Origin of the sequence: Caulobacter sp., assembly GCF_039596335.1 — a bacterium.
Classification (GTDB): Bacteria; Pseudomonadota; Alphaproteobacteria; order Caulobacterales; family Caulobacteraceae; genus Caulobacter.
The window spans coordinates 211,255-234,295 of the sequence record NZ_JBCNJZ010000010.1 but is presented as its reverse complement, the minus strand read 5'-3'; the positions used below and the strand labels follow the sequence as shown (position 1 = coordinate 234,295).

Here is a 23,041-nt window from a genome sequence, read left to right as displayed (position 1 = left end):
GCTCTAGGCTGCCGAAGCCTCAACGCCGTCGCGCGCAGCCCGCGCGGCGGCGATCACCCCGTCCACCCGGTGGTCGAAGCGGTGCGACGCCGCCGCCTTGGCCTGACCCGCCGCCCCCATCCGCCAGGCGGCTTCGGGGTCATTGGCCAGGGCCGCCAGGCGCGACAGGCCCGCGTCCAGGTCGGTCCAGCGCCACAGCAGGGCCTCGCGGCCGTCGACGAAGCGCTCGGTCCACCAGGCGCCGTCGGTGGCCACCGCCGCCCCGGCCAGCATCGCGGTCAGCGGCCGCTCGTGCGAGCCCCGGCCGAAGTTTGCGTTGACGTTCAGCACCACCCGCGCCCGCCGCATCAGGGCCGAGACGTCGTCCAGCCCCATGGCCGGGCCCAGGCGGAAGCTCTTGTGGCGCTCGATCCAGCCCTCATAGCCGGCCCCGACGCAGAACACCGGCAGCCCCGCCGCCCCGGCCGCGTCCAGCAGACGCTGGCGACGCACATGGCGCACCTGCTCGTGCACCCAGGTGGAATAGAGGCGCAGGCGGGCATAGCGCGGATCGGCCGGGTCCTCGCCCACGCCGCGCAGCACCTGGTCCAGGGCCTCCAGGGCGGGGATGAACTCGGCGGCCAGCGCCACGTCCAGCGCGCGATCGAAGACGGCGCGCACGCCCGCCCCCTCCTCGGCCCACGGCGTGGGGCGCTCGCCATAGAAGGTGCCGGCGAACAGGATCGGGATCGGGCGGGCGGGGATATAGGCGTCGATGTCGGCGTCCAGCTCGACCGGGGCCCCGACGCCGGCGTGCGGCATGAAGGCCAGGTGGGCGAAACGGTCGGCGCCCATCGTCGCGCGCACGGCCTCCACATGGGTGGGATCGACGGTCAGGATCGCGGTGTCGGCCGGCGTCGCCTCCAGCTGGGCCAAGTGGCTCAGCGGATGGTCGACATGGTGCAGCACGTGCGGCGCGCCGAAGATCTCGCCCAGCGACCGCCCGATCAGGGCCCTTGCATCGCCCAGGCAGAAATAGGTGTGCACTAGGTCGGCCTGGCCCTCGGCAGCGACCCGCGCCAGGGCCGCGCCCAGATCGTCCTCGGCCAAGGCGTCGACCACCACCGCCTCATGCCCCCGCCCCGCGAACGCGGCCGCCAGCTGGTCGGAGAACAGCCGGGTCGCATCGTACTGCGACGGACCCTTGATAAAGACGGCGCGCATCGGCTCCCCCGCTGATTTGCCGGCGGGAACCGTGCGCGAACGTGGTTAACGAAGGCTTGCGAGGCGTTGAGCGCCCTACGCCGCGCGGCGGAGAGCGGCGCCTTGACCCACCTTGAAGTGCTGGATCAGCTGGGCGAGGCCCGTGGCTTCGTCGCGCAGCGACTGGCTGGAGGCGGCCGAGCGGCTGGCCATGGCGGTGTTGTGCTGGGTCGCCTGGTCCATCTGGTTGACGGCGATGTTGACCTGGCTGAGGCCCGCCGACTGCTCCTGGGCCGAGGCGGCGATCTCGGTGATCACGCTGCTGATCGCCCCGACCTGGCCGGCGATGCGCTGCAGGGTCTCGCCCGCCGCGCCGACCAGCGACACGCCCGAGCTGACCTGGCGCTCGCTGTCGCCGATGTGGATCTTGATCTCCTTGGCGGCCTCGGCCGAGCGCTGGGCCAGGCCCCGCACTTCCTGAGCCACGACCGCGAAGCCGCGACCGGCCTCGCCCGCGCGGGCGGCCTCGACGCCGGCGTTGAGGGCCAGAAGGTTGGTCTGGAAGGCGATCTCGTCGATGACGCCGATGATCTGGGCGACCTGGCGAGACGAGGCCTCGATGCCGCCGATGGCTTCGACGGCCGCGGCGACCACGTCGCGCGAGCGGCCGGCCTCGGCCTGAGCGTCGCTGACGGCGCGGTGGGCTTCCTTGGCGCCGTCGGCCGTGCGTCGCACGGTGGCGGTGATCTCGTCGAGGGCGGCGGCGGTCTCTTCCAGGCTGGCGGCCTGCTGCTCGCTGCGGCGCGACAGGTCGTCGGCGGCCGTGGCGATGCCGCCGGCCCCGGCGTTCAGGCCCGACACGGCCGAGATGACGGCGGCCATGGCCCCTTCCAGACGCTCGACGGCCTGGTTGAAGTCGGCGCGCAGACCTTCGTAGTCGTGGGCGAACGGCTCGGACAGGCGCACGGTCAGGTCGCCGGCCGACAGGCGGTCCAGGCCCAGGGCCAGACCCTGCACGACCTTGGCCTGTTCGGCGGCGCGGCGGGCGCCGGCGGCGCTGGCGGCGTCGCGCTCGGCCTCGGTGGCCTCACGATGCGCGGCGGCGTCGGCGGCGATGCGGTTCTTTTCCAGGGCTTCGTCGCGGAAACGGTGCACGGCGTCGGCCATCAGGCCGATGTCGTCGGCGCGGCCGGCGAACGGCAGGGAGACGCTGAGGTCGCCGCCCATCAGCCGGCCCATGGCGTTGCGCAGCGTGCCCAGCGGCGACAGCTGGCGGCGGGTCATCAGCACCGAGGCGCCGCCACCGGCCGCACCGACCAGCACGCAGGCCAGAGCCAGCAGGGTCAGCTGACGATACACGGGGGCGAAGAAGTCCGACTGCGGCACGCCGACATACATCACGCCGATCACCTGGCCGGCGGCGTTCTTGATCGGGTCGTAGGCGACGAAGAACGGCTTGCCCAGGATCTTGGCCTCGCCGCGATAGGGCTCACCACGGCCCAGGACGGCGTCATAGACCGGCCCCTTGGCCAGCGGGGTGCCGACGGCGCGCGAGCCGTCTTCCTTGGTGACGTTGGTGGTCACCCGGGTGTCGCCCATGAAGACGGTGGCGGTGCCGCCGACCAGGGTCTTGACCAGGTCGACGCCCTTCAAGTCGCCGTTCACCACATGGTCGCCGACCATCAGCTTGTCGCCCTCGATCCGGAACGGCTGGCCGCGCTGGCCGATCACGTCCCAGGCCACGCGCATGCTGGACTCCTGCGCCGCCGTCGCCTGCTGGCGGGCGAAATCGAGGGAGCTTTTGGCCACGATGCCCAGGACCGCGAGGGTCAGGACGACGAAGGCGGCGGCGATGGTCAGGCAGACCTTGGTGGAGATGCTGGCGCGCATGGGTTTCCGCTTTTGATCTGGATCAAAAGTTTCCCTAGCGTCATATAGTTAAAGCGCTGATTAATAACGCTGTTTTAAAAGCGTATTTGTGGATAAGTTTTACACGCCCAGCGGTAGTCAATACCCATATCGGGCTTTTACTCGCCGTTTCGAGCCCTCAACACTTCGTTCTCACCTTCAGGCTTAGTCACGCAGGCAAGGGGAGGGACAGGTGACCCACAACAAGATTCAGAGCGCTCGCGCCGTGACGCCGCTGATCGCCGGCCTGGTCATGCTGGCCCTGATCCTGTTCGCGCCCCCGGTCCTGAACGACGGCGACAGCTACTGGCACCTGGCCACCGGCCAGTGGATCCTGGCCCACGGTCGCGTCCCGACCCACGACCCCTTCTCCTTCACCATGGCCGGCGCGCCGTGGGTGGCGCATGAGTGGCTGTCGGAATGGCTGATGGCGCTGGGCCACGCCCTGGCCGGCTGGAGCGGGACCCTGGCCCTGTTCGCCCTGGCCGTCGGGGCCGCGGCCTGGATGCTGGTGCGGCGGCTGTCGCTGGACCTGTCGGGCTTGACCCTGATCACTGCGACGGCCATGGCCCTGGCCTGCATGAGCGAGAGCCTGCTGGCCCGGCCGCAGCTGTTCATGCTGCCGCTGATGACCGCCTGGACCATCGAGATGCTGGCCGCCCGCGACGCCGACCGGCCGCCGCGCCTGGTCTTCGCCCTGCTGATGACCGCCTGGGCCAATCTGCACGGCAGCTATGTCCTGGCCTTCGTGGTCGCCGGCGCCTTCGGGCTGGAGGCTCTGACCGCGCCGAATGCGGATCGGATCAAGGTCATCCGCGGCTGGGGCCTGTTCGGCCTGGCCAGCGTCGCCTGCGCCATGATCACCCCGCTGGGCCCGGCCGGGATCATCCACCCCTTCAGCCTGATGGGCATGAAGATCCTGCCGCACATCGTCGAGTGGCGGTCCGAGGACTTCTCGCAGCTGTCGGCCTTCGCCATCGCCCTGCTGGTCACGCTGTATGTCTGCCTGGGACGCGGCGTGCGCGTGCCGCCGGTGCGGCTGCTGCTGCTGCTGGCGATGTTCTACATGTCGCTGCAGCACGTGCGGCACCAGCTGGTGCTGGCGGTGCTGGCGCCGCTGATCCTGGCCGCGCCGGTTGGTCAGGCCCTGGGCCATGCCCGCGAGGCCGTCCGCCCTGCCCGCGCCCTGCTGGCCGGGTTCGCGGTCGCGGCCGTGCTGCTGCTAGGCCTGCGCGTGGCCCTGCCGGTCCAGCGCGTCGACGGCCCCACCAGCCCGGTCACCGCCCTGGCCCACGTGCCGGCGGAGCTGGCTGCGCAGCCAGTGCTGAATGGCTATGGCCTGGGCGGCTATCTGATCGCCAAGGGCGTGCGGCCCTATATCGACGGCCGCGCCGACATGTACGGCGACGCCTTCACCGAGGCCTATTTCCAGGCCGTCGAGCCCGATCCCGCGCGGCTGAAGGCGCTGCTCGAGAAACAGCGCATCGCCTGGACGATCTTCGGCCCCGAGGAAGGCAGCGTGAAACTGCTGGACGCCGATCCGCAGTGGAAGCGGCTCTATGCCGACCGCTACGCCATCGTCCACCAGCGGGTGACGTCAGCGCCTTAGGTTCGGGCCGCCATGAACGCCTCGATCTCGTCGGTCGTGCGCGGCACGCCGACCGACAGCCGCTCGGCGCCGGTCTCGGTGACCAGGTACAGGTCCTCGATGCGGATGCCGTAGTTGGCCGACTGCAGATAGAGGCCCGGCTCCATGGTGATCACCGAACCGGCCGGGATCGGCAGGGTGGTGTCGCCTGGATCGTGGACGTCCAGCCCGACATAGTGGCCCAGGCCGTGGGTGAACTCGTCGATGCGGCCAGCCTTGCGGAACACCGCCTTGGCCGCCTCGCTGAGGTCCTCCAGATAGGCCCCGGCCTTCAGCTTCGACACGGCGGCGGCCTGGGCCTCCAGCACCAGATCGTAGAGCACCTTCTGCTCGGGGGTGAATCGGCCCGAGGCCGGGAAGGTGCGGGTGACGTCGCAGGCATAGCCGCCGACCGAGGCCCCTGCGTCCAGCAGGATCAGCTCGCCGCCATGCACCGTGCCGGTCGCCGTGGCGTAGTGCAGCGAGGCGGCGTTGCGGCCCGAGCCGACGATGCTGTCATAGGCCAGGCCCGTGCCGCCGGCGGCGCGGAAGGCGCTTTCGACGATGAACCGCAGCTCGTTCTCCGGCATGCCCGGACGCGCCTGGCGCATGGCCGCCAGGTGGCCGGCGCGGGTGGCGTCCATGGCCTTGCGCATCAGGACCAGCTCGCGCGGCTCCTTCACGCAGCGCAGGCGCGGCAGCACGCCGGTGTCGTCGCGCAGGGCGCAGCCCGGCACCCGCTGGGCGACCTTGCCGTACAGCTCCAGGGCCGGCGGCACCGGGGCGTTGGCCGACGCGATCGGCCCCAGGAACCGCAGCTCCTTGGAGCGCGAGGCCAGGCTCGCGACCAGCCCGCCCAGGGCCGAGGTGCGCATCACCCGCTGCACGCCGGTGCGCTGCTCGATCAGCGAGCCCAACGGCACGCGCTCCTGGTTCCAGCGCTCGTTCTCGATGTCGCGCGAGGGCAGCAGCAGCCACTCCTTCACGGTCCGCTCGGTCGGGGCCAGGACCAGGATGGCGCCGGGCTCGTCGACGATGCCGGTCAGCCAGGCGAAGTCGCCGTTCTGGAAGAAGGGCGGCGAGACCGGCGCGCTGCTGTCGACGGCGTTGGCGCCATAGATCACCGCCACGCCGGTCTTCAGCTGCTCCATCAGCTTGGCGCGGCGGGCGCGATAGACGTCGGGCGTGAACGGGCTGGTGCCGGCCGGCGTGGCGTAGCCCGCGGGCGGCAGGACCTGGGCCCCGGCGGCGACCGCCAGGCCCCCAAGCGCCGCGGCGGCGCTGGCGCCCATGAACAGGCTGCGTCGATCGATCCGCATGTCGGCCTCCCCCGATTTCGCCCGAAGGTGGCACAGGCCCGCGCAACGAAAAAGGCCCGGGATCGCTCCCGGGCCTTTCCGTTAGTCACTCAGACCTTGGCCTATTCGGCGTCGGAGAGCGCGATTTCGGCCGGCAGCGGCTCCATCGCTTCTTCGCGCTGCTGGGCCAGCTGCTCGTCGCGCTTGGCGGCGACGCGCTGCAGGCTGCGCAGGTAGGAACCCGTACCAGCGGGGATCAGGCGACCCACGATGACGTTTTCCTTCAGGCCTTCCAGGGTGTCGGTCTTGCCGTGCACCGAGGCTTCGGTCAGGACGCGGGTCGTTTCCTGGAACGACGCGGCCGAGATGAAGCTCTTCGTCTGCAGCGAGGCCTTGGTGATGCCCAGCAGGACCGGCTGGGTCACAGCCGGACGGCCGCCGCGGGCGATCGCCTTGTCCTGTTCCTTGTCGAACTCCGGCTTATCAAGGTGGTCGCCCTTGATCAGGCCGGTGTCGCCGGGCTCGAGGATCTCGACCTTCTGCAGCATCTGACGAACGATCGTCTCGATGTGCTTGTCGTTAATCGGCACGCCCTGCAGACGATAGACCTCTTGGATCTCGTCGACGAGGAAGTTGGCCAGGGCTTCGACGCCCAGGATGCGCAGGATGTCGTGCGGATCCGGGTTGCCGTCGATGATGTACTCGCCCTTGGTGATGAAGTCCCCGTCGTGAACGGCAATGTGCTTGCCCTTCGGGATCAGGAACTCGACCGGTTCGGCTTGGTTGCCGTCCGCATCGACGTCCGGCGTGATCTTGATCCGGCGCTTGTTCTTGTAGTCCTTGCCGAATTCGACACGGCCGTCCATTTCCGCGATGACCGCGCAGTCCTTGGGACGGCGGGCTTCGAAGAGTTCGGCGACGCGCGGCAGACCACCGGTGATGTCCCGGGTCTTGGCGCCTTCGGTCGGGATACGCGCGATGACTTCACCCGGCTTCACTTCGTCGCCGTCGGCGACGGAGAGAATGGCGCCGGCCGACAGCAGGTAGCGCGCTTCACCGCCGTTGCTCAGGCGACGATACGAGCCGTCTTCGGCCAGCACGCCCATGGCCGGACGCAGGTCCGAACCGCGGGCCGAGGTTCGCCAGTCGGCGACGACGCGCTGGGCGATGCCCGTCGCTTCGTCGACCTCCTCGCGGATCGACAGGCCATCGACCAGGTCTTCGGCGCGGATGCGACCGGCGACTTCGGTGATGATCGGAGTGGTGTAGGGGTCCCAGTCGCCGAGGCGCTGGCCGCGCTTGACCGCATCGCCGTCCTTGACCTTCAGGCGCGCGCCGTACGGCGGCTTGTAGGTCTCGCGTTCCTTGCCGTCGACGAGGACGCTGACGGTGGTGTTGCGGCTCATGATGACCAGCGCGCCGTCGGCGCCCACGACCGTCGGACCGATCACGCGGACCGTACCGTCGTTCGAGGCTTCGAAGAACGACTGCTCGGCCACCTGGGCGGTGCCGCCGATGTGGAACGTACGCATCGTCAGCTGCGTGCCGGGCTCACCGATCGACTGGGCGGCGATGACGCCGACCGCTTCACCGATGTTCACCGGCGTACCACGCGCCAGGTCGCGGCCGTAGCAGGCGCCGCAGACGCCGATCTTGGCTTCACAGGTCAGGACCGAACGGACCTTGACCGACTGGACGACCGCAGCCTCGATGGCGTCGGCGATGTTCTCGTCGATATAGGTGTCGGCCGGAACGACCAGTTCGCCGGTGCCCGGATCCTTGACGTCTTCAGCGGTGAAGCGGCCCAGGACGCGGGTGCCCAGCGAGACCAGCACGTCGCCGCCTTCGACGACGGCGCGCAGGGTGATGCCCTTCGTGGTGCCGCAGTCTTCTTCGACGATGATGCAGTCCTGCGCGACGTCGACCAGACGACGGGTCAGGTAGCCCGAGTTGGCGGTCTTCAGCGCGGTGTCCGCGAGGCCCTTACGAGCGCCGTGGGTCGAGTTGAAGTATTCCTGAACGGTCAGGCCTTCCTTGAAGTTCGAGACGATCGGGGTCTCGATGATCTCACCCGAAGGCTTGGCCATCAGACCGCGCATGCCGCCCAGCTGCTTCATCTGGGCTTGCGAACCACGGGCGCCCGAGTGAGCCATCATGTAGATGGCGTTGATCTCGCGCTCGCGGCCGTTCTCGTCCTTATGCTTCATCTGAAGCTCGGCCATCATCTCGTCGGCGACGCGGTCCGTCGCCTTGGCCCAGGCGTCAACGACCTTGTTGTACTTCTCACCCTTGGTGATCAGACCGTCGGCGTACTGTTGCTCGTACTCCTCGGCCAGCGAGCGGGTTTCGGCCACGATGGCCTCCTTCCGCTTCGGGATGATGATGTCGTCCTTGCCGAAGGAAATGCCGGCCTTGGCGGCTTCCTTGAAGCCCAGACCCATGACCTTGTCGGCGAAGATGACCGTCGCCTTCTGACCGCAGTGGCGGTAGACGATGTCGATCAGATTGCCGATTTCCTTCTTGGTCAGCGCCTTTTCGATCAGGCGGTGGCCAATCTGCGGGTGGTGCGGCAGCAGGGCGGCGATCTTCATGCGGCCCGGCGTGGTGTCGATCACCTTGCGCAGCAGCTGACCGTCCGGAGTCATCTCGGTGTGGCGCGCCTTGATCTTGGCGTGCAGCGAGATGACGCCTGCGTCCATGGCGGCTTCGATTTCACCCAGGTCGGCGAAGATCTTGCCTTCGCCCGGCTCACCCTCGCGGGCGACCGACAGGTAGTACAGACCCAGGACGATGTCCTGCGACGGCACGATGATCGGGCGACCGTTGGCGGGCGACAGGATGTTGTTGGTCGACATCATCAGGACGCGCGCTTCCAGCTGAGCTTCCAGGCTCAGCGGGACGTGCACGGCCATCTGGTCGCCGTCGAAGTCGGCGTTGAACGCGGCGCAGACCAGCGGGTGCAGCTGGATGGCCTTGCCCTCGATCAGCTTCGGCTCGAACGCCTGGATGCCCAGACGGTGAAGCGTCGGCGCGCGGTTCAGCATGACCGGGTGTTCGCGGATCACCTCTTCGAGGATGTCCCACACCTGCGGCTGCTCGCGCTCGACCATGCGCTTGGACTGCTTGACGGTGCCCGACAGGCCCTTGGCGTCCAGACGCGCATAGATGAACGGCTTGAACAGCTCGAGCGCCATCTTCTTGGGCAGGCCGCACTCGTGCAGCTTCAGCTCGGGACCCACCACGATGACCGAACGGCCCGAGTAGTCGACGCGCTTGCCCAGCAGGTTCTGACGGAAGCGACCCTGCTTACCCTTCAGCATGTCGGCCAGCGACTTCAGCGGACGCTTGTTGGCGCCGGTGATGACGCGACCGCGACGGCCGTTGTCGAACAGGGCGTCGACCGACTCCTGCAGCATCCGCTTTTCGTTGCGGATGATGATGTCGGGCGCACGCAGCTCGATCAGGCGCTTCAGGCGGTTGTTACGGTTGATGACCCGGCGATACAGGTCGTTCAGGTCCGAGGTCGCGAAGCGGCCGCCGTCCAGCGGCACCAGCGGACGCAGTTCCGGCGGGATGACCGGAACGACCGTCAGCACCATCCACTCGGGACGGTTGCCCGACTCCTGGAAGGCTTCCAGGATCTTCAGGCGCTTGCTGAACTTCTTCTGCTTCATGTCCGACACGGTGCCGGCCAGTTCCTCGCGCAGACGCTCGGCCTCTTTCTCGAGGTCGATGGCCTTCAGCAGGTTCTGGACCGCTTCCGCGCCGATTTCGGCGGTGAAGCTGTCGTCGCCGTACTCTTCCTGAGCACGCATGTAGTCGTCTTCCGACAGCAGCTGGTGCTGCTTCAGCGGGGTCAGGCCCGGCTCGGTGACGATGTAGTATTCGAAGTACAGGACGCGCTCGATGTCCTTCAGCGGCATGTCGAGCATCATGGCGATACGCGACGGCAGCGACTTCAGGAACCAGATGTGGGCGACCGGCGAGGCCAGCTCGATGTGACCCATGCGCTCGCGACGGACGCGGGCCAGGGTGACTTCAACGCCGCACTTTTCGCAGATGATGCCCTTGTACTTCATGCGCTTGTACTTGCCGCACAGGCATTCGTAGTCCTTGGTCGGGCCAAAGATACGGGCGCAGAACAGGCCGTCACGCTCGGGCTTGAACGTGCGGTAGTTGATGGTTTCCGGCTTCTTGATCTCGCCGAACGACCACGAGCGGATCTTTTCCGGCGAAGCCAGCGAGATGCGGATCTGGTCGAAGGTCGGAGCGGCCTGGACCGGATTGAAGATGTTCAGGACTTCCTGGTTCATCTTGGTTCCTTCTGCGGGGATACCCGCGAAAATTCAAAGTTGGAGAGTGGGCTGATGGGAGGCCCCTCCCCGGCCATCAGGCCAGGGAGGGAGATCCGGATCAGCTGTTCTCCAGCTCGACGTTCAGGCCGAGCGAGCGCATTTCCTTGACCAGCACGTTGAAGCTTTCCGGGATACCGGCTTCGAACGTGTCGTCGCCGCGGACGATCGACTCGTAAACCTTGGTCCGGCCAGCCACGTCGTCGGACTTCACCGTCAGCATTTCCTGCAGGGTGTAGGCCGCGCCGTAGGCTTCCAGAGCCCACACTTCCATTTCCCCGAAGCGCTGACCGCCGAACTGGGCCTTACCACCCAGCGGCTGTTGCGTGACGAGCGAGTACGGACCGATCGAACGGGCGTGGATCTTGTCGTCGACCAGGTGGTGCAGCTTCAGCATGTAGATGTAGCCGACCGTGACCGGACGCTTGAACTGCTCGCCGGTCAGGCCGTCGAACAGCACCGACTGACCCGAACGGTTCACGCCGGCCATCTCGAGGTGGTTCTCGATGTCGTCCATGCGCGCGCCGTCGAACACGGGGGTGGCGATGGGAACGCCCTTGCCCAGGTTCTTGGCCAGCTCGACCAGCTCTTCTTCGGTTTCCGGCAGGACTTCGTCCGGGCCGTAGATCTCTTGCAGGCGCTCGATGAGAGCCTGCTTCTGACCGCCAGCCTGCCAGTCTTCCATCAGGTTGGTGATCTGCTTGCCGAGATTGGCGCAGGCCCAGCCCAGGTGGGTTTCGAAGATCTGACCGACGTTCATGCGCGAGGGCACGCCCAGCGGGTTCAGAACGACGTCGACGTGCGTACCGTCGGCGAGGAACGGCATGTCCTCGATCGGCAGGATGCGCGAGATGACGCCCTTGTTGCCGTGACGGCCGGCCATCTTGTCGCCCGGCTGAAGCTTGCGCTTCACGGCCACGAAGACCTTGACCATCTTCATCACGCCCGGGGGCAGTTCGTCGCCGCGCTGCAGCTTGTCGACCTTGTCTTCGAAACGACGGTCGAGGCGCTTGCGGTTCTCGTCGAACAGGCGGCGCAGGCTTTCCAGTTCGCCCATCGCCTTCTCGTCTTCGAGCGCGATCTGCCACCACAGACCCGAAGCGACCTGAGCCAGGCCTTCCGAGGTGATCTCGCCGCGCTGCAGGCCCTTGGGACCCGACAGAGCGACCTTGCCGACCAGCAGCTCGCGCAGACGGCCCGAGATGTTGCGGTTCAGGATCGCGAACTCATCGTCGCGGTCCTTGCCCAGACGGTCGATCTCGGCGCGTTCGATGGCCAGCGCACGTTCGTCCTTGTCGACGCCGTGGCGGTTGAACACGCGCACGTCGACGATCGTGCCGGCGACGCCCGGGGGCAGGCGCAGGCTGGTGTCGCGGACGTCCGAGGCCTTTTCACCGAAGATGGCGCGCAGCAGCTTTTCTTCCGGCGTCATCGGGCTTTCGCCCTTCGGCGTGACCTTGCCGACCAGGATGTCGCCCGGCTGGACTTCGGCGCCGATCGCCACGATGCCGGCTTCGTCGAGGTTGCGCAGGGCTTCCTCGCCGACGTTCGGGATGTCGCGGGTGATTTCTTCCGGACCCAGCTTCGTGTCGCGGGCCATGACTTCGAATTCCTCGATGTGGATCGAGGTGAAGACGTCGTCACGGACGATGCGTTCGGAGATCAGGATGGAGTCTTCGAAGTTGTAGCCGTTCCAGGGCATGAACGCGACGAGCGCGTTGCGGCCCAGGGCCAGTTCGCCCAGCTCGGTCGACGGACCGTCGGCGATGATGTCGCCGGCGCTGATGCGGTCGCCCACCTTCACCAGCGGGCGCTGGTTGATGCAGGTCGACTGGTTCGAACGCTGGAACTTCGACATCCGGTAGATGTCGACGCCCGAGCGGGCCGCGTCGGTCTCTTCGGTGGCGCGGATGACGATACGCGTACCGTCGATCTGCTCGACCACGCCCGTGCGCTTGGCGATGACGACGGCGCCCGAGTCACGGGCGACGACGGCTTCCATGCCGGTGCCGACCAGAGGGGCGTCCGACTGCACCAGCGGCACGGCCTGACGTTGCATGTTCGAACCCATGAGCGCGCGATTGGCGTCATCGTTTTCGAGGAACGGGATCAGGGCCGCGGCGACCGACACGACTTGGCGCGGCGACACGTCCATCAGGTCCACCGTCTCCTTTTGCAGGAGGGTCGGTTCGCCGTTGATGCGGCCCGGAACCAGGTCTTCGACGATCTCGCCACCGGTCACGTCGATGTTCGACTGGGCGATGACGTGCTTGGATTCCTCCATCGCCGACATGTAGACGACTTCGTCCTGCGGCTTGCCGTCCTTCACGCGACGGTACGGGCTCTCGATGAAGCCGTACTTGTTCACGCGAGCGTGCGTGGCCAGCGAGTTGATCAGACCGATGTTCGGGCCTTCCGGCGTTTCAATCGGGCAGATGCGGCCGTAGTGCGTCGGGTGAACGTCGCGGACTTCGAAGCCGGCGCGCTCACGGGTCAGACCGCCCGGGCCAAGCGCCGAGAGACGACGCTTGTGGGTGATTTCCGACAGCGGGTTCGTCTGGTCCATGAACTGCGACAGCTGCGAGGAGCCGAAGAATTCGCGGACGGCGGCGGCGGCCGGCTTGGCGTTGATCAGGTCGTGCGGCATCACGGTGTCGATGTCGACCGACGACATGCGTTCCTTGATGGCGCGTTCCATGCGCAGCAGGCCGACGCGGTACTGGTTTTCCAGCAGCTCACCGACCGAGCGAACGCGACGGTTGCCCAGGTTGTCGATGTCGTCGATTTCGCCGCGACCGTCGCGCAGGCCCACCAGGACCTTCAGCACGGCCAGGACGTCTTCCTTGCGCAGGGTGCGGACTTCGTCCGACACGTCCTGCTCCAGGCGCATGTTCATCTTCACGCGGCCCACCGACGACAGGTCGTAGCGCTCGGCGTCGAAGAACAGCGACTTGAACATCGCTTCGGCGGCTTCCACCGTCGGCGGCTCGCCCGGACGCATCACGCGGTAGATGTCGAACAGCGCGTCTTCACGGACGGCGTTCTTGTCCACGCGCAGGGTGTTGCGCATGTAGGCGCCGACCGTGACGTGGTCGATGTCCAGCACGTCGATCGTGTCGAAGCCTTGGTCGGCCAGGGCCTGGATCGCCGGAACGTCCAGCTCGTCGCCGGCTTCCGAGTAGATCTCGCCGGTTTCGAAGTTGACGGCGTCGCGGGCCAGATAGCGGCCGGTCAGGGCCTCAGGCGCCAGCAGCAGGGTCTTCAGACCGCCGTCGGCGAACTTCTTGGCCTGGCGAGCGGTGATCTTGGTGCCGGCCGGAGCGACTTCCTCACCCGTGTCGGCGTCGACCAGGGGGAACTCCGGCTTCACGCCGCGCCAGCGCTCGGGCTTGTACGGGGTGGCCCAGCCGCCCGAACGCTTCTCGAACGGAACGACGTCGTAGAACGTGGTCAGGATCTCTTCGCCGTCCATGCCCAGGGCATAGAGGAAGGTCGTGGCCGGCAGCTTACGGCGACGGTCGATGCGGACGTAGACGATGTCCTTGGCGTCGAACTCGAAGTCCAGCCACGAGCCGCGGTACGGGATCACGCGGGCGGCGAACAGCAGCTTGCCCGAGGCGTGGGTCTTGCCCTTGTCGTGGTCGAAGAACACGCCCGGCGAACGGTGCATCTGCGAGACGATGACGCGCTCGGTGCCGTTGACGATGAAGGTGCCCTTGTCCGTCATGAGCGGGATATCGCCCATGTAGACGTCCTGCTCCTTGATGTCCTTGACCGAGCGGGCGCCGGTTTCTTCTTCCGTCTCGAACACGATCAGGCGCAGCTTGACCTTCAGCGGCGCGGCGAAGGTCATGTCGCGCTGAATGCACTCTTCAACGTCGTACTTGGGCTCTTCGAACTCGTACGAAACGTATTCCAGGACGGCGCGTTCGTTGAAGTCCTTGATCGGGAACACCGACTTGAAGACCGCTTCCACGCCCTCGTCGCGGCGCTGGCCCGGACGGACCTCGCGCTGCAGGAACTGTTCGTAGGAGGAGCGCTGAACCTCGATGAGGTTCGGCATCTGCACAGCCTCGGGGATGCGTCCGAACGACTTCCGGATACGCTTCTTGCCGGTGAAGGATTGCGCCATGTTTTTTCCCTGCGGCGCGGACGGAATCCGCGCGTGAATTCGAATTGCCTCGGCGTCCACCCTCGCCGCTCGCCTGTTCAGGGAGCTGCGGACGCTGGAATTCCCCTATCAAGCGACCGGGACCGGAAGCTTGAGGGCGCCCCTTCGCGCGGATCGGAGGGCGGCTGATCGCGCCTCGGGGCGTAATACGGACGCGCAGACGCGCTCCGCCGAATGTCTTCGTGAACGCGGGGATATAGGGGATGTGGATAAGGATGGGAAGGGGGAAAGTGTGATCAACCTGCACACCGCTCATCCCCGCGAAAGCGGGGACCCAGGCGGCGCGTGCAGGCGGCCCTCTGTAGACCGACCAAGCCGAGAGTCGGCTTGGGTCCCCGCTTTCGCGGGGATGAGCGGGCTTTTACGCCTTACCCCTTCTTCAACGCCTTCATCGCCAGGGAGCCGCCGAACGCGATCAGGCAGACGAAGAACGCCACCTTGGTCAACGCGCCGGCCACATCGACCACGAAACCCAGGACCCCGAACAGGATCATCAGGACGAGCAGGACACCGGCGAGCTTGAGCATGTGGGGGAAACGTAGCTTGGGCGGGAGGGTTCCGGGTTTTCTCTCCCCCTCCCCCGTCATCCCGCGCTTTATGCGCGGGACCCATGGTTCAGCTTCCGGGGGAGAGCGTGAGCCTGCACTTCACTTGCGGCGGACAAATGGGTCCCGCGCATAAAGCGCGGGATGACGATGAGGGTTATTCTCAGGCCTTCCACAGCCCGATCGTTCCCTTCGGCCCACACAGCACGCCCGACGTCTTGCCCGTCAGCCGGACGGTGTTCATCGGCGCGGGCGAGACCCGCTGGAACGGCGCACCCTTGCGGCTGACGATCGTGCCTGCCAGCCCCGTGGCCATCACCGTGTCGCCGTGGACGTCCAGGCCCGAGAGATAGCCGGCCGGCGCGGGCACGGCCTCGAAGGTGATGCGGCCCGGCGCCAGCCGGGCCAGGTTCACGCCCTCGGCCGTCGGGTTCTTGTAGTCGCCGCCGCAGACCCACAGCGTACCGTCCTTGGCGAAGGCGCAGGCGAAGGCGCCCTTGGAGCGGCTGTCGGCCGGGATCGGCGTGTCCAGCGCCACGAACACCCCGCCGCCGCCGCGCGACAGATAGACCCGCGCCTTGCCCGCCCCGCCGGTGCAGAACGCCACCTGCCCATGCCGGCCGATGGCCACGCAGCCATTGCTGGCGGCGAAGGCGCTCTCCCCGTCGTCGGCCGGCGGCACGCCCTCGGGCTTAAGCCGGTTCCAAGTGTCGCCGCCGTCGGCGGTATAGAGCACCGTGAAGCGGCTCTGCGTCGGATCGCCCAGGATGAAGCCGCGTCGGCTGTCGACAAAGGCGATCGAATCCCAGAAGCCGTCCGGGTCCTGGTTGGTCGTGACCTGGACCCACTTTTTGCCGCCGTCGCGCGTACGCCACAGCTGCGAGGCGTCGCCCGGCCCGGCGCTCATGGCCAGCACATGGCTGTCGCTGAAGGCGTGCAGGCCGCGGAAGTCCAGGGCCTCGGCCCCGACGATGCGCATGGCGTCCTGGCGCTCGTCCTTGCCGCGCACCAGCCAGCCCTTGGAGCCCGAGGCCCAGTAGGACTTGCCGCCGGTCGGCGACAGGCCGCGCAGTTCGCTGTCACAGGTCGAGGCCGGGATGCGGATGCCGCCCAGGCCATCGGCCGCGGCCAGGCTCGGCATGGCGGCCGTGGCGGCGACGCCGGCGATGAGGGCTCTGCGATTCACGATGGGGCTCCGGCGAAACCGGGCCATCAGGCCGCCAAATCAGCGTCGGCGCAACCCGCTACGCGGCTTCCGGCGCGGCCTGGGCCACGGGCGCCGGCGCAGGGCGGCGCTGCGTCATCCGGTGGGCCAGACGGTTCCAGAACGCCTCGTAATAGGTGGTCGAGATGTGGGCGATCAGGAAGGTCAGGGCGAACGAGATCGGCCGCTTCACGGTGTAGAGCAGCACCTTGTCGCCGCCCGCCAGCGGGCCGCTGGCGCAGGCCAGGTGGACGACATAGACCGCGTACGAGACCTTGGCGATATAGGCCATCGGCGCGGACTCCAGGATCGCCAGGATCCAGCCCGACCGCAGGCTGAGCACGGCGCCAACCACCAACGCCGCCGGCCAGGCGCGCAGCAGCGGGGCCACCGGCACGTCGGGGCTGCAGGTGATCAGGAACACGATGGCCAGGATCGGCAGCGCCGGTCCCAGACGGCGCCAGATCCGCGACAGGTCGCCATAGGCCCCGGTCGTGGCCAGATACAGCACGCCCCCGACCAGCAGTTCGTCACAGCGCAGGTGGGTGAAGGTGCTCCAGCCGTCGCCCGACAGCACCCGCAGCACGGTGACGCAGGGCGGGGCGATCAGGATCGCCCACTTGGCCCGCGCGCCCAGCGCCAGGTACAGCGCGGCCATGGCCAGATAGAACTGCATCTCGACGCACAGCGACCAAAGATGGCCCGTCTGCCAGACATAGGGGCCCTGGGTGTAGTTCAGGGTGAACAGCAGCGTGTTGCGCAGCGCCGTCAGGTCGGGCTTGAAGATCACGAAGACCGCGATGGCGAACAGATAGGCCAGCGGCACGATCCGCAGCATGCGGCGGATCAGGAAGTCCCGGGTCGTCACGCCCTGTTCCAGGATGCGCGTGACGAAATAGCCCGACAGCACGAAGAACAGCGCCATGCCCGCCGTGGCCGCCACGGAGTTGCCGTCGACGCCCCTGAAGCTGAGCGGCAGCAGGTGTCCGGCCAGCACCAACAGGATGCTGATGGCGCGGACGCCATCCAACGCCCCAATCCTTGTTTGAGGGCCGAGCGGGTCGGCAGCTTGCGAGCTCTGCACTATCGAAAACCCCAGATTTCAGCCGGAATTAACATCTTGCGGTTAACAACCCGCTGTAGTCCTCAAGGTGGGAGAGAGCGCTGAATGTCGACGCCCTACGGCCTCTATGCCGAAGAGGCGCCGCAGGCGTGGACCCCGGCCGTTGCCGGTGCGCGGCCGCAGATCGACATCCCGTTCTGGACCTGCGTCTTCGCGACGCTGATCTTCAGCCAGTTCTACCTGCTGCTGTTCATGGGTCCCGGCACCGGCGGCATCGACGTCTCGTCCAGCGCCACCAACAGCCAGTCGGCCGTGCTGCGCCTGGTGTTCTTCCCGGTCTATCTGGCCGTGCTGGCGATCATCTGCCTGCGGCCCTGGCGCTTCGCCAAGACCCTGGCCCGCTCCTGGCTTCTGTGCGCCCTGTTGGCCGTGGCCATATGCTCGATGTTCTGGAGCCTGCAGCCGGGCGTGACCCAGCGCCGCCTGATCGCCATCGTGATGACGACCATGGCCGGCGTGTTGCTGGCCGAGCGCTTCGAATGGCCCAAGACCCTGGAGGTGCTGGGGACCACCTTCGCCGTCGTGGTGGGGTGCTCGTTTTTCCTCGGCATCGTGCTGCCGGCCTATGGCGTGATGTCCGCCGACTTCCCCGGCGCCTGGCGCGGCGTCTATGGGGGCAAGAACCAGCTGGGCTACGCCATGTCTCTGGGTACCCCGACCTTGGTGGCCTGCGCCATCGCCAATCCGCAGCGGCGAAAGTTGTGGCTGGGCTTCGCGGCCGGGGCCCTGGCGCTGATCGTGCTGTCGACGTCCAAGACCGCCCTGCTCTCCTGCATGGCCGGCCTGTGCTTTGTGCCGGTCATCGGCCTGTGCCGGCGCAATCCCGCGATCGGCACCCTGGCGGTGTTCGGCGCGGTCAGCAGCATCGCCCTAATCGCCGCGCTCCTCACCCTGGCCCCGGACCTGGTCTTCAAGCTGATCGGCCGTGACGCCACCTTCACCGGCCGCACCCTGATCTGGGACGCCGTGCAGCGGCAGATCGACCTGAAACCGTGGACAGGCTACGGCTATGGCGCGGTGTGGGACGACCAGTCCGGACGCGGCCCCGTCGCCTGGATCTCCAAGAACCAGGGCTTCACGATCTTCTCGGCCCACAACACCGTCCTGGGAGTCTGGATCGAGCTTGGCTATTTCGGTCTGGCTGCCTGGCTGGCCCTGCTGGGCGGGGCGTGGCTGAAGGGCCTCACCCGGCTGCCGACGGCGCCGGCCTTCTTCTTCCTGCCGTTCCTGACCATCTTCACCCTGCACAGCCTGACCGAGGCCGACGCCCTGATCCAGAACGACCTGGGCTGGGTGATCTTCTCGATGACCGTGACCAAGCTGGCCATGCCCTGGCGGTCTGAGCGCGAAGACCTGCAGGCCTAAGGGCAAATGGCCTTCCTAGGCCTTGCGCCTAAGAAGGCGGATTCCTGTCGTCTTTTGCGATCACCCGGCCAAAAGAAAACGGCCCCGGAAGTTTCCCTCCGAGGCCGCGTCGGCAGTTCCAAAAGGAACTCGATCCCAGCTGACGCTGGGAGCGAATTACTTGATTTGGATCTTGGCGCCGGCTTCCGTGAGCTTCTTCGAGATCTCGTCGGCTTGTTGCTTCGAGACGTTCTCGACGACGTTCTGCGGAGCGCCTTCGACCAGGTCCTTGGCTTCCTTCAGGCCGAGGTCCGGACGGACGCCGCGGACTTCCTTAATCACGTTGATCTTCTTGTCGCCGCCGTCGACCAGGACAACGGTGAACTCGGTTTGCTCTTCAGCAGCTTCGGCCGGAGCGGCGGCAGCGCCACCAGCGGCGGCGACGGCGACCGGAGCAGCGGCCGAAACGCCCCACTTTTCTTCCAGCAGCTTCGACAGTTCAGCGGCTTCCAGCACCGACAGGGTGGACAGTTCTTCGACCAGCTTTTCGAGCTTCGACATGTGTCAGTTCCTTAGAGAGATTGGGATAGATATGCGGGGATGACCGTTACGCGGCGTCTTTGGTCGCGTAGGCGTTGAAAACGCGAGCCAGCTGGGCAGCCGGGGCCTGCAGGACGCCAGCGATCTTGGTCGCCGGAGCCTGGATGAGGCCGATAAGCTTGCCACGCAGTTCGTCCAGCGACGGCAGGGTCGCCAGAGCACGCACGCCGGCTTCGTCGAGCACGTTGGTCTGGTCCAGAACGCCACCGACAATCTTGAGCTTGTCGTTTTCTTTGGCGAACTGCACCGCGATCTTCGCGGCCGTGACGGCGTCCGGGCCGTAGGCGATGGCGACCGGACCGGTGAAGAGCGTGTCGCCCTTCTCACCGAGCGAGCCGTCCAGAGCCTTGAGGGCCAGGGTGTTCTTCACAACCTTGATCGCGGCGCCTTCCTTGCGGAGGCGAAGACGAAGGTCGGTCATTTCCGCAACGGTCAGACCCATGTAGTGGGTCACGACGACAGCGCCGGCATCGGCGAAGACGCTTTTCAGCGACTCGATCGATTCCTGCTTTTGAGCGCGGTCCATTGCGGTCTCCTACTCAATTACAGCAGCCGGACCATTCCGGCAGCCAGATGCGGTCCCATGCGGAATTGCTCCCGCGTGCGAGTCGCATATGCCTGTTCCAAGGAAAGTCGGCCGCGTGTCTGCTTCGAACAGAAGTCCTGAAGCAGGAGAGCGTCGGCGTCTCTATCCCTGTCTCCCGACGGCGAGGAAGGGCCCTTCCTCAATTATGGCGTTGGTGACCCCACGCCCCGTAGTTCTCAAACAGGTTCGTCAACGGACCGGAGTCCATCGATGAAGGCGCGCCGTATAGACGATGTGGCGCAGGATATCAACAGGGGTCGGTCCGCAACCGCGAGGGTTTATGCCATCGCGCTATTTCCCAGGTCGCGACTTTCTGGGTTTATCGGCGGCGACTAGGATCGGGAACGGGGAACCTCATGACTCGCAAGCTCATCGCCGGCGCCTGCGCCCTGCTCCTGACAGCCCTGGCCGGCCCCGCCCTGGCCGAGCCCAAGGTCGCCCCGACGCCGCGCGCCGTGGTCGCCGACAATCCCCGCGACAAGGACCACCCGGCCGACATGGCCGCCTTCCAGGTCGACATCCAGGGCTCGAAGGTCAATGCGATCCTCTACACCGCCGCCGGCGCGGGACCGCATCCGACGCTGCTGTTCCTGCACGGCTTCCCCGGCAACGAGACCAATATCGACCTGCTGCAGGCCGTGCGCCGGGCCGGCTGGAACGCCATGCGGATCAACTATCGCGGCTCGTGGGGCAGCGAGGGCAAGTTCTCGTACGCCAACGCCCGCGCCGACGCCGCGGCGGCCGTCGCCTTCCTGGCCGACCCGACCAACGCCGCCAAGTACCGTGTGGACACCGCCCGCATCGTCGTGGCCGGCCACAGCCTGGGCGGCTTCATGACCGCCAGCGCCGCGGCTGCTGATCCCCGCGTGGCCGGAGCCGTGCTGATCGACGCCGCCGACATCGGCGCGCGCAAGGCGACCATCGTCGACGCCGCCACCCGCAAGGCCGCCGTCGACCGCCTGCGCCCCGACACTCCGCCGCTGGTCGCCACGCCCGAGGGCCTGGTCGCCGAGCTCGAGCGCGACGGCGACCAGCTGCGCCTGGCGCCCCTGGTGGCGAAACTGGGTCAGCGCCCGGCCCTGGTGATCGGCGCCGAGCTGGCCCTGGGCCCATCCAACCGCGAGGTCGTGAAGGCCGCCCGCGCCGCCGGCGCCAGCGCCGTCACCGAAACCTACCTGCCCACCGACCACAGCTTCTCGGACGCCCGCATCGCCCTGGAGAGCGAAGTCATCCGCTGGCTGGGCCAGTTCAATCCCAGGAGCGCGCCGCGCCCGCCCCTGCCGCTGACCGCCGCCTATGACCCCGGCAACATCTTCGCCCGGATCATTCGCGGCGAGGCTCCGGCCTACAAGGTCTATGAGGACAAGGACGTGCTGGCCTTCATGGACCGCGCGCCAATGGAGCCCGGCCACGTGCTGGTGATTTCGAAGACGTCCCAGGCCCGCAACATCCTGGACATGGACCCCGCCGACCTCGCCAAGGTCATGGCCGTGGTCCAGAAGGTGGGCCGCGCAGAGGTGGATGCCCTGGGGCTGGAGGGCTTCCTGGTCCTGCAGAACAACGGCGTCGGCCAGAGTGTGCCGCACCTGCACATGCACGTGATCCCGCGCGTGGCCGGCAAGCCGGCCTATCTGGTCGAGAACGCGGTCGCCGATCCCAAGGACCTGGAGGCCATGGCGGCGAAGATCCGGGCGGCGATGCGTTAGCGCCCCAGCGCCGCCCGCCCCGCCGCCACGCCCGTCGCGAAACAGGCCTGCAGCAGGTAGCCGCCGGTGGGGGCCTCCCAGTCCAGCATCTCGCCGGCCAAGATCACGTTCGGACGATCGCGCAGCGCCAGCCCGTCCAAGCCTTCGAACCGCACGCCGCCGGCCGCCGAGATCGCCCGCTCCAGCGGCTGGACGGCGGTCAGCGCGATCGGCGCGGCCTTGATCGCCGCCGCCAGGGCCGCCGACTCGGTCGGCAGGTCCAGGCCGTGGGCCTCGCGCAGCAGATTAACCTCGACCGGCGACAGCTTGACGGCCTTGCGCAGGAAATTGGCCAGGCTCTGGCCGCCGCGCGGCGACAGCAGGCGCCGTTCCAGGGTCTCGGCCGGAATGTCGGGGCGCAGATCGATCTCCAGCACCGCTCGGCCGTCAGCCTCGATCGCGTCGCGCAGGGAGGCCGCCAGCGCATAGACCGCCCCGCCCTCCAGCCCGTACCCGGCGACCATGGCGTCGCCGCGCGCGACCGCCTCGCCGTGCTTGAGGGCGACGTTCTTCAGCGGCTCGCCGGCGAAGCGGTCGCGGAACAGATCGCTCCAGGCGACGTCGAAACCGCAGTTGGCGGCGCGGAACGGCGCGACGTCGGCGCCCTGCCCCTCCAGCGCCGGGACCCAGGCCGCGTCCGAGCCCAGCTTGGCCCACGACGCCCCGCCCAGGGCCAGGATCACCGCCTTGGCCCGCACGACCTCATCGCCGTTGATCAGCAGCCCGCCGTCGGGCGTCCAGCCGGTCCATTCGGCCCGGGTGCGAAGGGCGACGCCCTGCCCCTCCAGCCGCGCCAGCCAGGCCCGCAGCAGCGGCGAGGCCTTCATCGCCTTGGGAAACACCCGGCCGCTGGCGCCGACGAAGGTCGGCTGGCCCAGCCCCTCGGCCCAGGCGACCAGGTCGGCCGGCGCGAACGCCTCCAGCATCGGTCGCAGGACATCGGCCCGCGCGCCATAGCGCTGCGCGAACCGCTCGAAGTCCTCCGAATGGGTCAGGTTCAGCCCGCCGCGCCCGGCCATCAGGAACTTGCGCCCGAAGGTCGGCATCTTCTCGAACACGGCCACCGACCGCCCCGCACCCGCGACGGTCTCAGCCGCCATAAGTCCGGCCGGCCCGCCGCCGATCACGGCGACGTCCACGTTCTGCTCGATCATTCAGCTGTCGATTCAGCTGGGAGGACATCAAGCTCATCGGCGTCTTCACGCCTGGCCAGAGCTTCCTTTGCAGCGATCTTTATCGCTTGGCTCATGCTGACGCCCAAAGCCTGGGAAAGATGCTTCACAAGCTCGCAAGCCTCGGGATTGGCGATGTGTAACGACAAGACCAAGCTCCCCGCCGAATAAGGGCACAGGCTAG

At 67.5% G+C, this 23,041-nt stretch carries 15 protein-coding genes; 3 read left to right on the top strand and 12 right to left on the bottom strand.

The window, feature by feature from the left end; translation table 11 throughout:
* Positions 1–3: 3 nt before the first annotated feature.
* Both ABDW31_RS21165 and ABDW31_RS21160 read right to left on the bottom strand, forming a co-directional pair.
* A complete protein-coding gene (locus ABDW31_RS21165) occupies positions 4–1,203 on the bottom strand; it encodes a glycosyltransferase (RefSeq protein WP_184722339.1) in 1,200 nt (399 codons plus the stop codon).
* 75 nt (positions 1,204–1,278) lie between these two features.
* Positions 1,279–3,072 (bottom strand): methyl-accepting chemotaxis protein, encoded by a 1,794-nt coding sequence (locus ABDW31_RS21160; RefSeq protein WP_343699489.1) that lies wholly within the window; start codon positions 3,070–3,072, stop codon positions 1,279–1,281.
* Positions 3,073–3,283: 211 nt separating this feature from the next.
* Between ABDW31_RS21160 and ABDW31_RS21155 the strand changes: the two genes are divergently transcribed.
* Positions 3,284–4,699 carry a hypothetical protein gene (locus ABDW31_RS21155; protein WP_184722345.1) on the top strand — a complete coding sequence of 472 codons (1,416 nt, stop codon included), beginning with the start codon at positions 3,284–3,286 and terminating at the stop codon, positions 4,697–4,699.
* Here ABDW31_RS21155 and ABDW31_RS21150 read toward each other — a convergent pair.
* The 6 genes from ABDW31_RS21150 to ABDW31_RS21125 all read right to left on the bottom strand — a co-directional run bounded on the left by ABDW31_RS21150 (position 4,696) and on the right by ABDW31_RS21125 (position 17,317).
* Positions 4,696–6,036, bottom strand: coding sequence for a Xaa-Pro peptidase family protein (locus ABDW31_RS21150; protein ID WP_184722348.1), 1,341 nt, complete (start codon positions 6,034–6,036; stop codon positions 4,696–4,698). The genes ABDW31_RS21155 and ABDW31_RS21150 overlap by 4 nt on opposite strands.
* A gap of 101 nt (positions 6,037–6,137) precedes the next feature.
* Complete coding sequence (gene rpoC / locus ABDW31_RS21145; protein ID WP_184722351.1) at positions 6,138–10,328, bottom strand: DNA-directed RNA polymerase subunit beta'; 4,191 nt, start codon at positions 10,326–10,328, stop codon at positions 6,138–6,140.
* Positions 10,329–10,428: 100 nt separating this feature from the next.
* Positions 10,429–14,499, bottom strand: coding sequence for a DNA-directed RNA polymerase subunit beta (gene rpoB, locus ABDW31_RS21140; protein ID WP_184722354.1), 4,071 nt, complete (start codon positions 14,497–14,499; stop codon positions 10,429–10,431).
* Between the two features lie 407 nt (positions 14,500–14,906).
* A complete protein-coding gene (locus ABDW31_RS21135; protein WP_184722357.1) occupies positions 14,907–15,065 on the bottom strand; it encodes a hypothetical protein in 159 nt (52 codons plus the stop codon).
* 181 nt (positions 15,066–15,246) lie between these two features.
* Complete coding sequence (locus tag ABDW31_RS21130) at positions 15,247–16,269, bottom strand: YCF48-related protein (RefSeq protein WP_184722359.1); 1,023 nt, start codon at positions 16,267–16,269, stop codon at positions 15,247–15,249.
* Between the two features lie 58 nt (positions 16,270–16,327).
* Positions 16,328–17,317 (bottom strand): acyltransferase, encoded by a 990-nt coding sequence (locus tag ABDW31_RS21125; RefSeq protein WP_184722362.1) that lies wholly within the window; start codon positions 17,315–17,317, stop codon positions 16,328–16,330.
* A gap of 138 nt (positions 17,318–17,455) precedes the next feature.
* On the opposite strand from ABDW31_RS21125, the gene ABDW31_RS21120 reads away from it, so the two are divergent.
* On the top strand, positions 17,456–18,775 hold the full coding sequence (locus ABDW31_RS21120; RefSeq protein ID WP_184722364.1) for an O-antigen ligase: 1,320 nt from the start codon (positions 17,456–17,458) through the stop codon (positions 18,773–18,775).
* A gap of 156 nt (positions 18,776–18,931) precedes the next feature.
* Here the strand turns inward: ABDW31_RS21120 and rplL are convergent, their stop codons facing one another.
* Positions 18,932–19,315 carry a 50S ribosomal protein L7/L12 gene (rplL, locus tag ABDW31_RS21115; protein WP_184722367.1) on the bottom strand — a complete coding sequence of 128 codons (384 nt, stop codon included), beginning with the start codon at positions 19,313–19,315 and terminating at the stop codon, positions 18,932–18,934.
* Between the two features lie 46 nt (positions 19,316–19,361).
* Positions 19,362–19,880: a 50S ribosomal protein L10 gene (gene rplJ / locus ABDW31_RS21110; protein ID WP_184722370.1), complete on the bottom strand. Its 519-nt coding sequence runs from the start codon at positions 19,878–19,880 to the stop codon at positions 19,362–19,364.
* 416 nt (positions 19,881–20,296) lie between these two features.
* Here rplJ and ABDW31_RS21105 point away from each other — a divergent pair, with 416 nt between their 5' ends.
* On the top strand, positions 20,297–21,646 hold the full coding sequence (locus ABDW31_RS21105) for an alpha/beta fold hydrolase (protein WP_184722373.1): 1,350 nt from the start codon (positions 20,297–20,299) through the stop codon (positions 21,644–21,646).
* Here ABDW31_RS21105 and ABDW31_RS21100 read toward each other — a convergent pair.
* Together ABDW31_RS21100 and ABDW31_RS21095 are read right to left on the bottom strand one after the other, a co-directional pair.
* Complete coding sequence (locus ABDW31_RS21100; RefSeq protein ID WP_184722375.1) at positions 21,643–22,839, bottom strand: TIGR03862 family flavoprotein; 1,197 nt, start codon at positions 22,837–22,839, stop codon at positions 21,643–21,645. The two genes, ABDW31_RS21105 and ABDW31_RS21100, sit on opposite strands and share 4 nt — an antisense overlap.
* Positions 22,836–23,006, bottom strand: coding sequence for a type II toxin-antitoxin system VapB family antitoxin (locus ABDW31_RS21095; protein ID WP_184722378.1), 171 nt, complete (start codon positions 23,004–23,006; stop codon positions 22,836–22,838). The genes ABDW31_RS21100 and ABDW31_RS21095 overlap by 4 nt, the downstream gene beginning before the upstream one ends.
* Positions 23,007–23,041: the final 35 nt, after the last annotated feature.

Excerpts from the sequence above, each read along its gene's own strand:
- ABDW31_RS21160 (WP_343699489.1), bottom strand. The coding sequence starts at position 3,072 with ATGCGCGCCAGCATCTCCACCAAGGTCTGCCTGACCATCGCCGCCGCC.
- ABDW31_RS21120 (WP_184722364.1), top strand. The coding sequence starts at position 17,456 with ATGTCGACGCCCTACGGCCTCTATGCCGAAGAGGCGCCGCAGGCGTGG.
- ABDW31_RS21135 (WP_184722357.1), bottom strand. The coding sequence starts at position 15,065 with ATGCTCAAGCTCGCCGGTGTCCTGCTCGTCCTGATGATCCTGTTCGGG.
- rpoB (WP_184722354.1), bottom strand. The coding sequence starts at position 14,499 with ATGGCGCAATCCTTCACCGGCAAGAAGCGTATCCGGAAGTCGTTCGGA.
- rpoC (WP_184722351.1), bottom strand. The coding sequence starts at position 10,328 with ATGAACCAGGAAGTCCTGAACATCTTCAATCCGGTCCAGGCCGCTCCG.
- rplJ (WP_184722370.1), bottom strand. The coding sequence starts at position 19,880 with ATGGACCGCGCTCAAAAGCAGGAATCGATCGAGTCGCTGAAAAGCGTC.
- ABDW31_RS21100 (WP_184722375.1), bottom strand. The coding sequence starts at position 22,839 with ATGATCGAGCAGAACGTGGACGTCGCCGTGATCGGCGGCGGGCCGGCC.
- ABDW31_RS21165 (WP_184722339.1), bottom strand. The coding sequence starts at position 1,203 with ATGCGCGCCGTCTTTATCAAGGGTCCGTCGCAGTACGATGCGACCCGG.
- ABDW31_RS21105 (WP_184722373.1), top strand. The coding sequence starts at position 20,297 with ATGACTCGCAAGCTCATCGCCGGCGCCTGCGCCCTGCTCCTGACAGCC.
- rplL (WP_184722367.1), bottom strand. The coding sequence starts at position 19,315 with ATGTCGAAGCTCGAAAAGCTGGTCGAAGAACTGTCCACCCTGTCGGTG.
- ABDW31_RS21150 (WP_184722348.1), bottom strand. The coding sequence starts at position 6,036 with ATGCGGATCGATCGACGCAGCCTGTTCATGGGCGCCAGCGCCGCCGCG.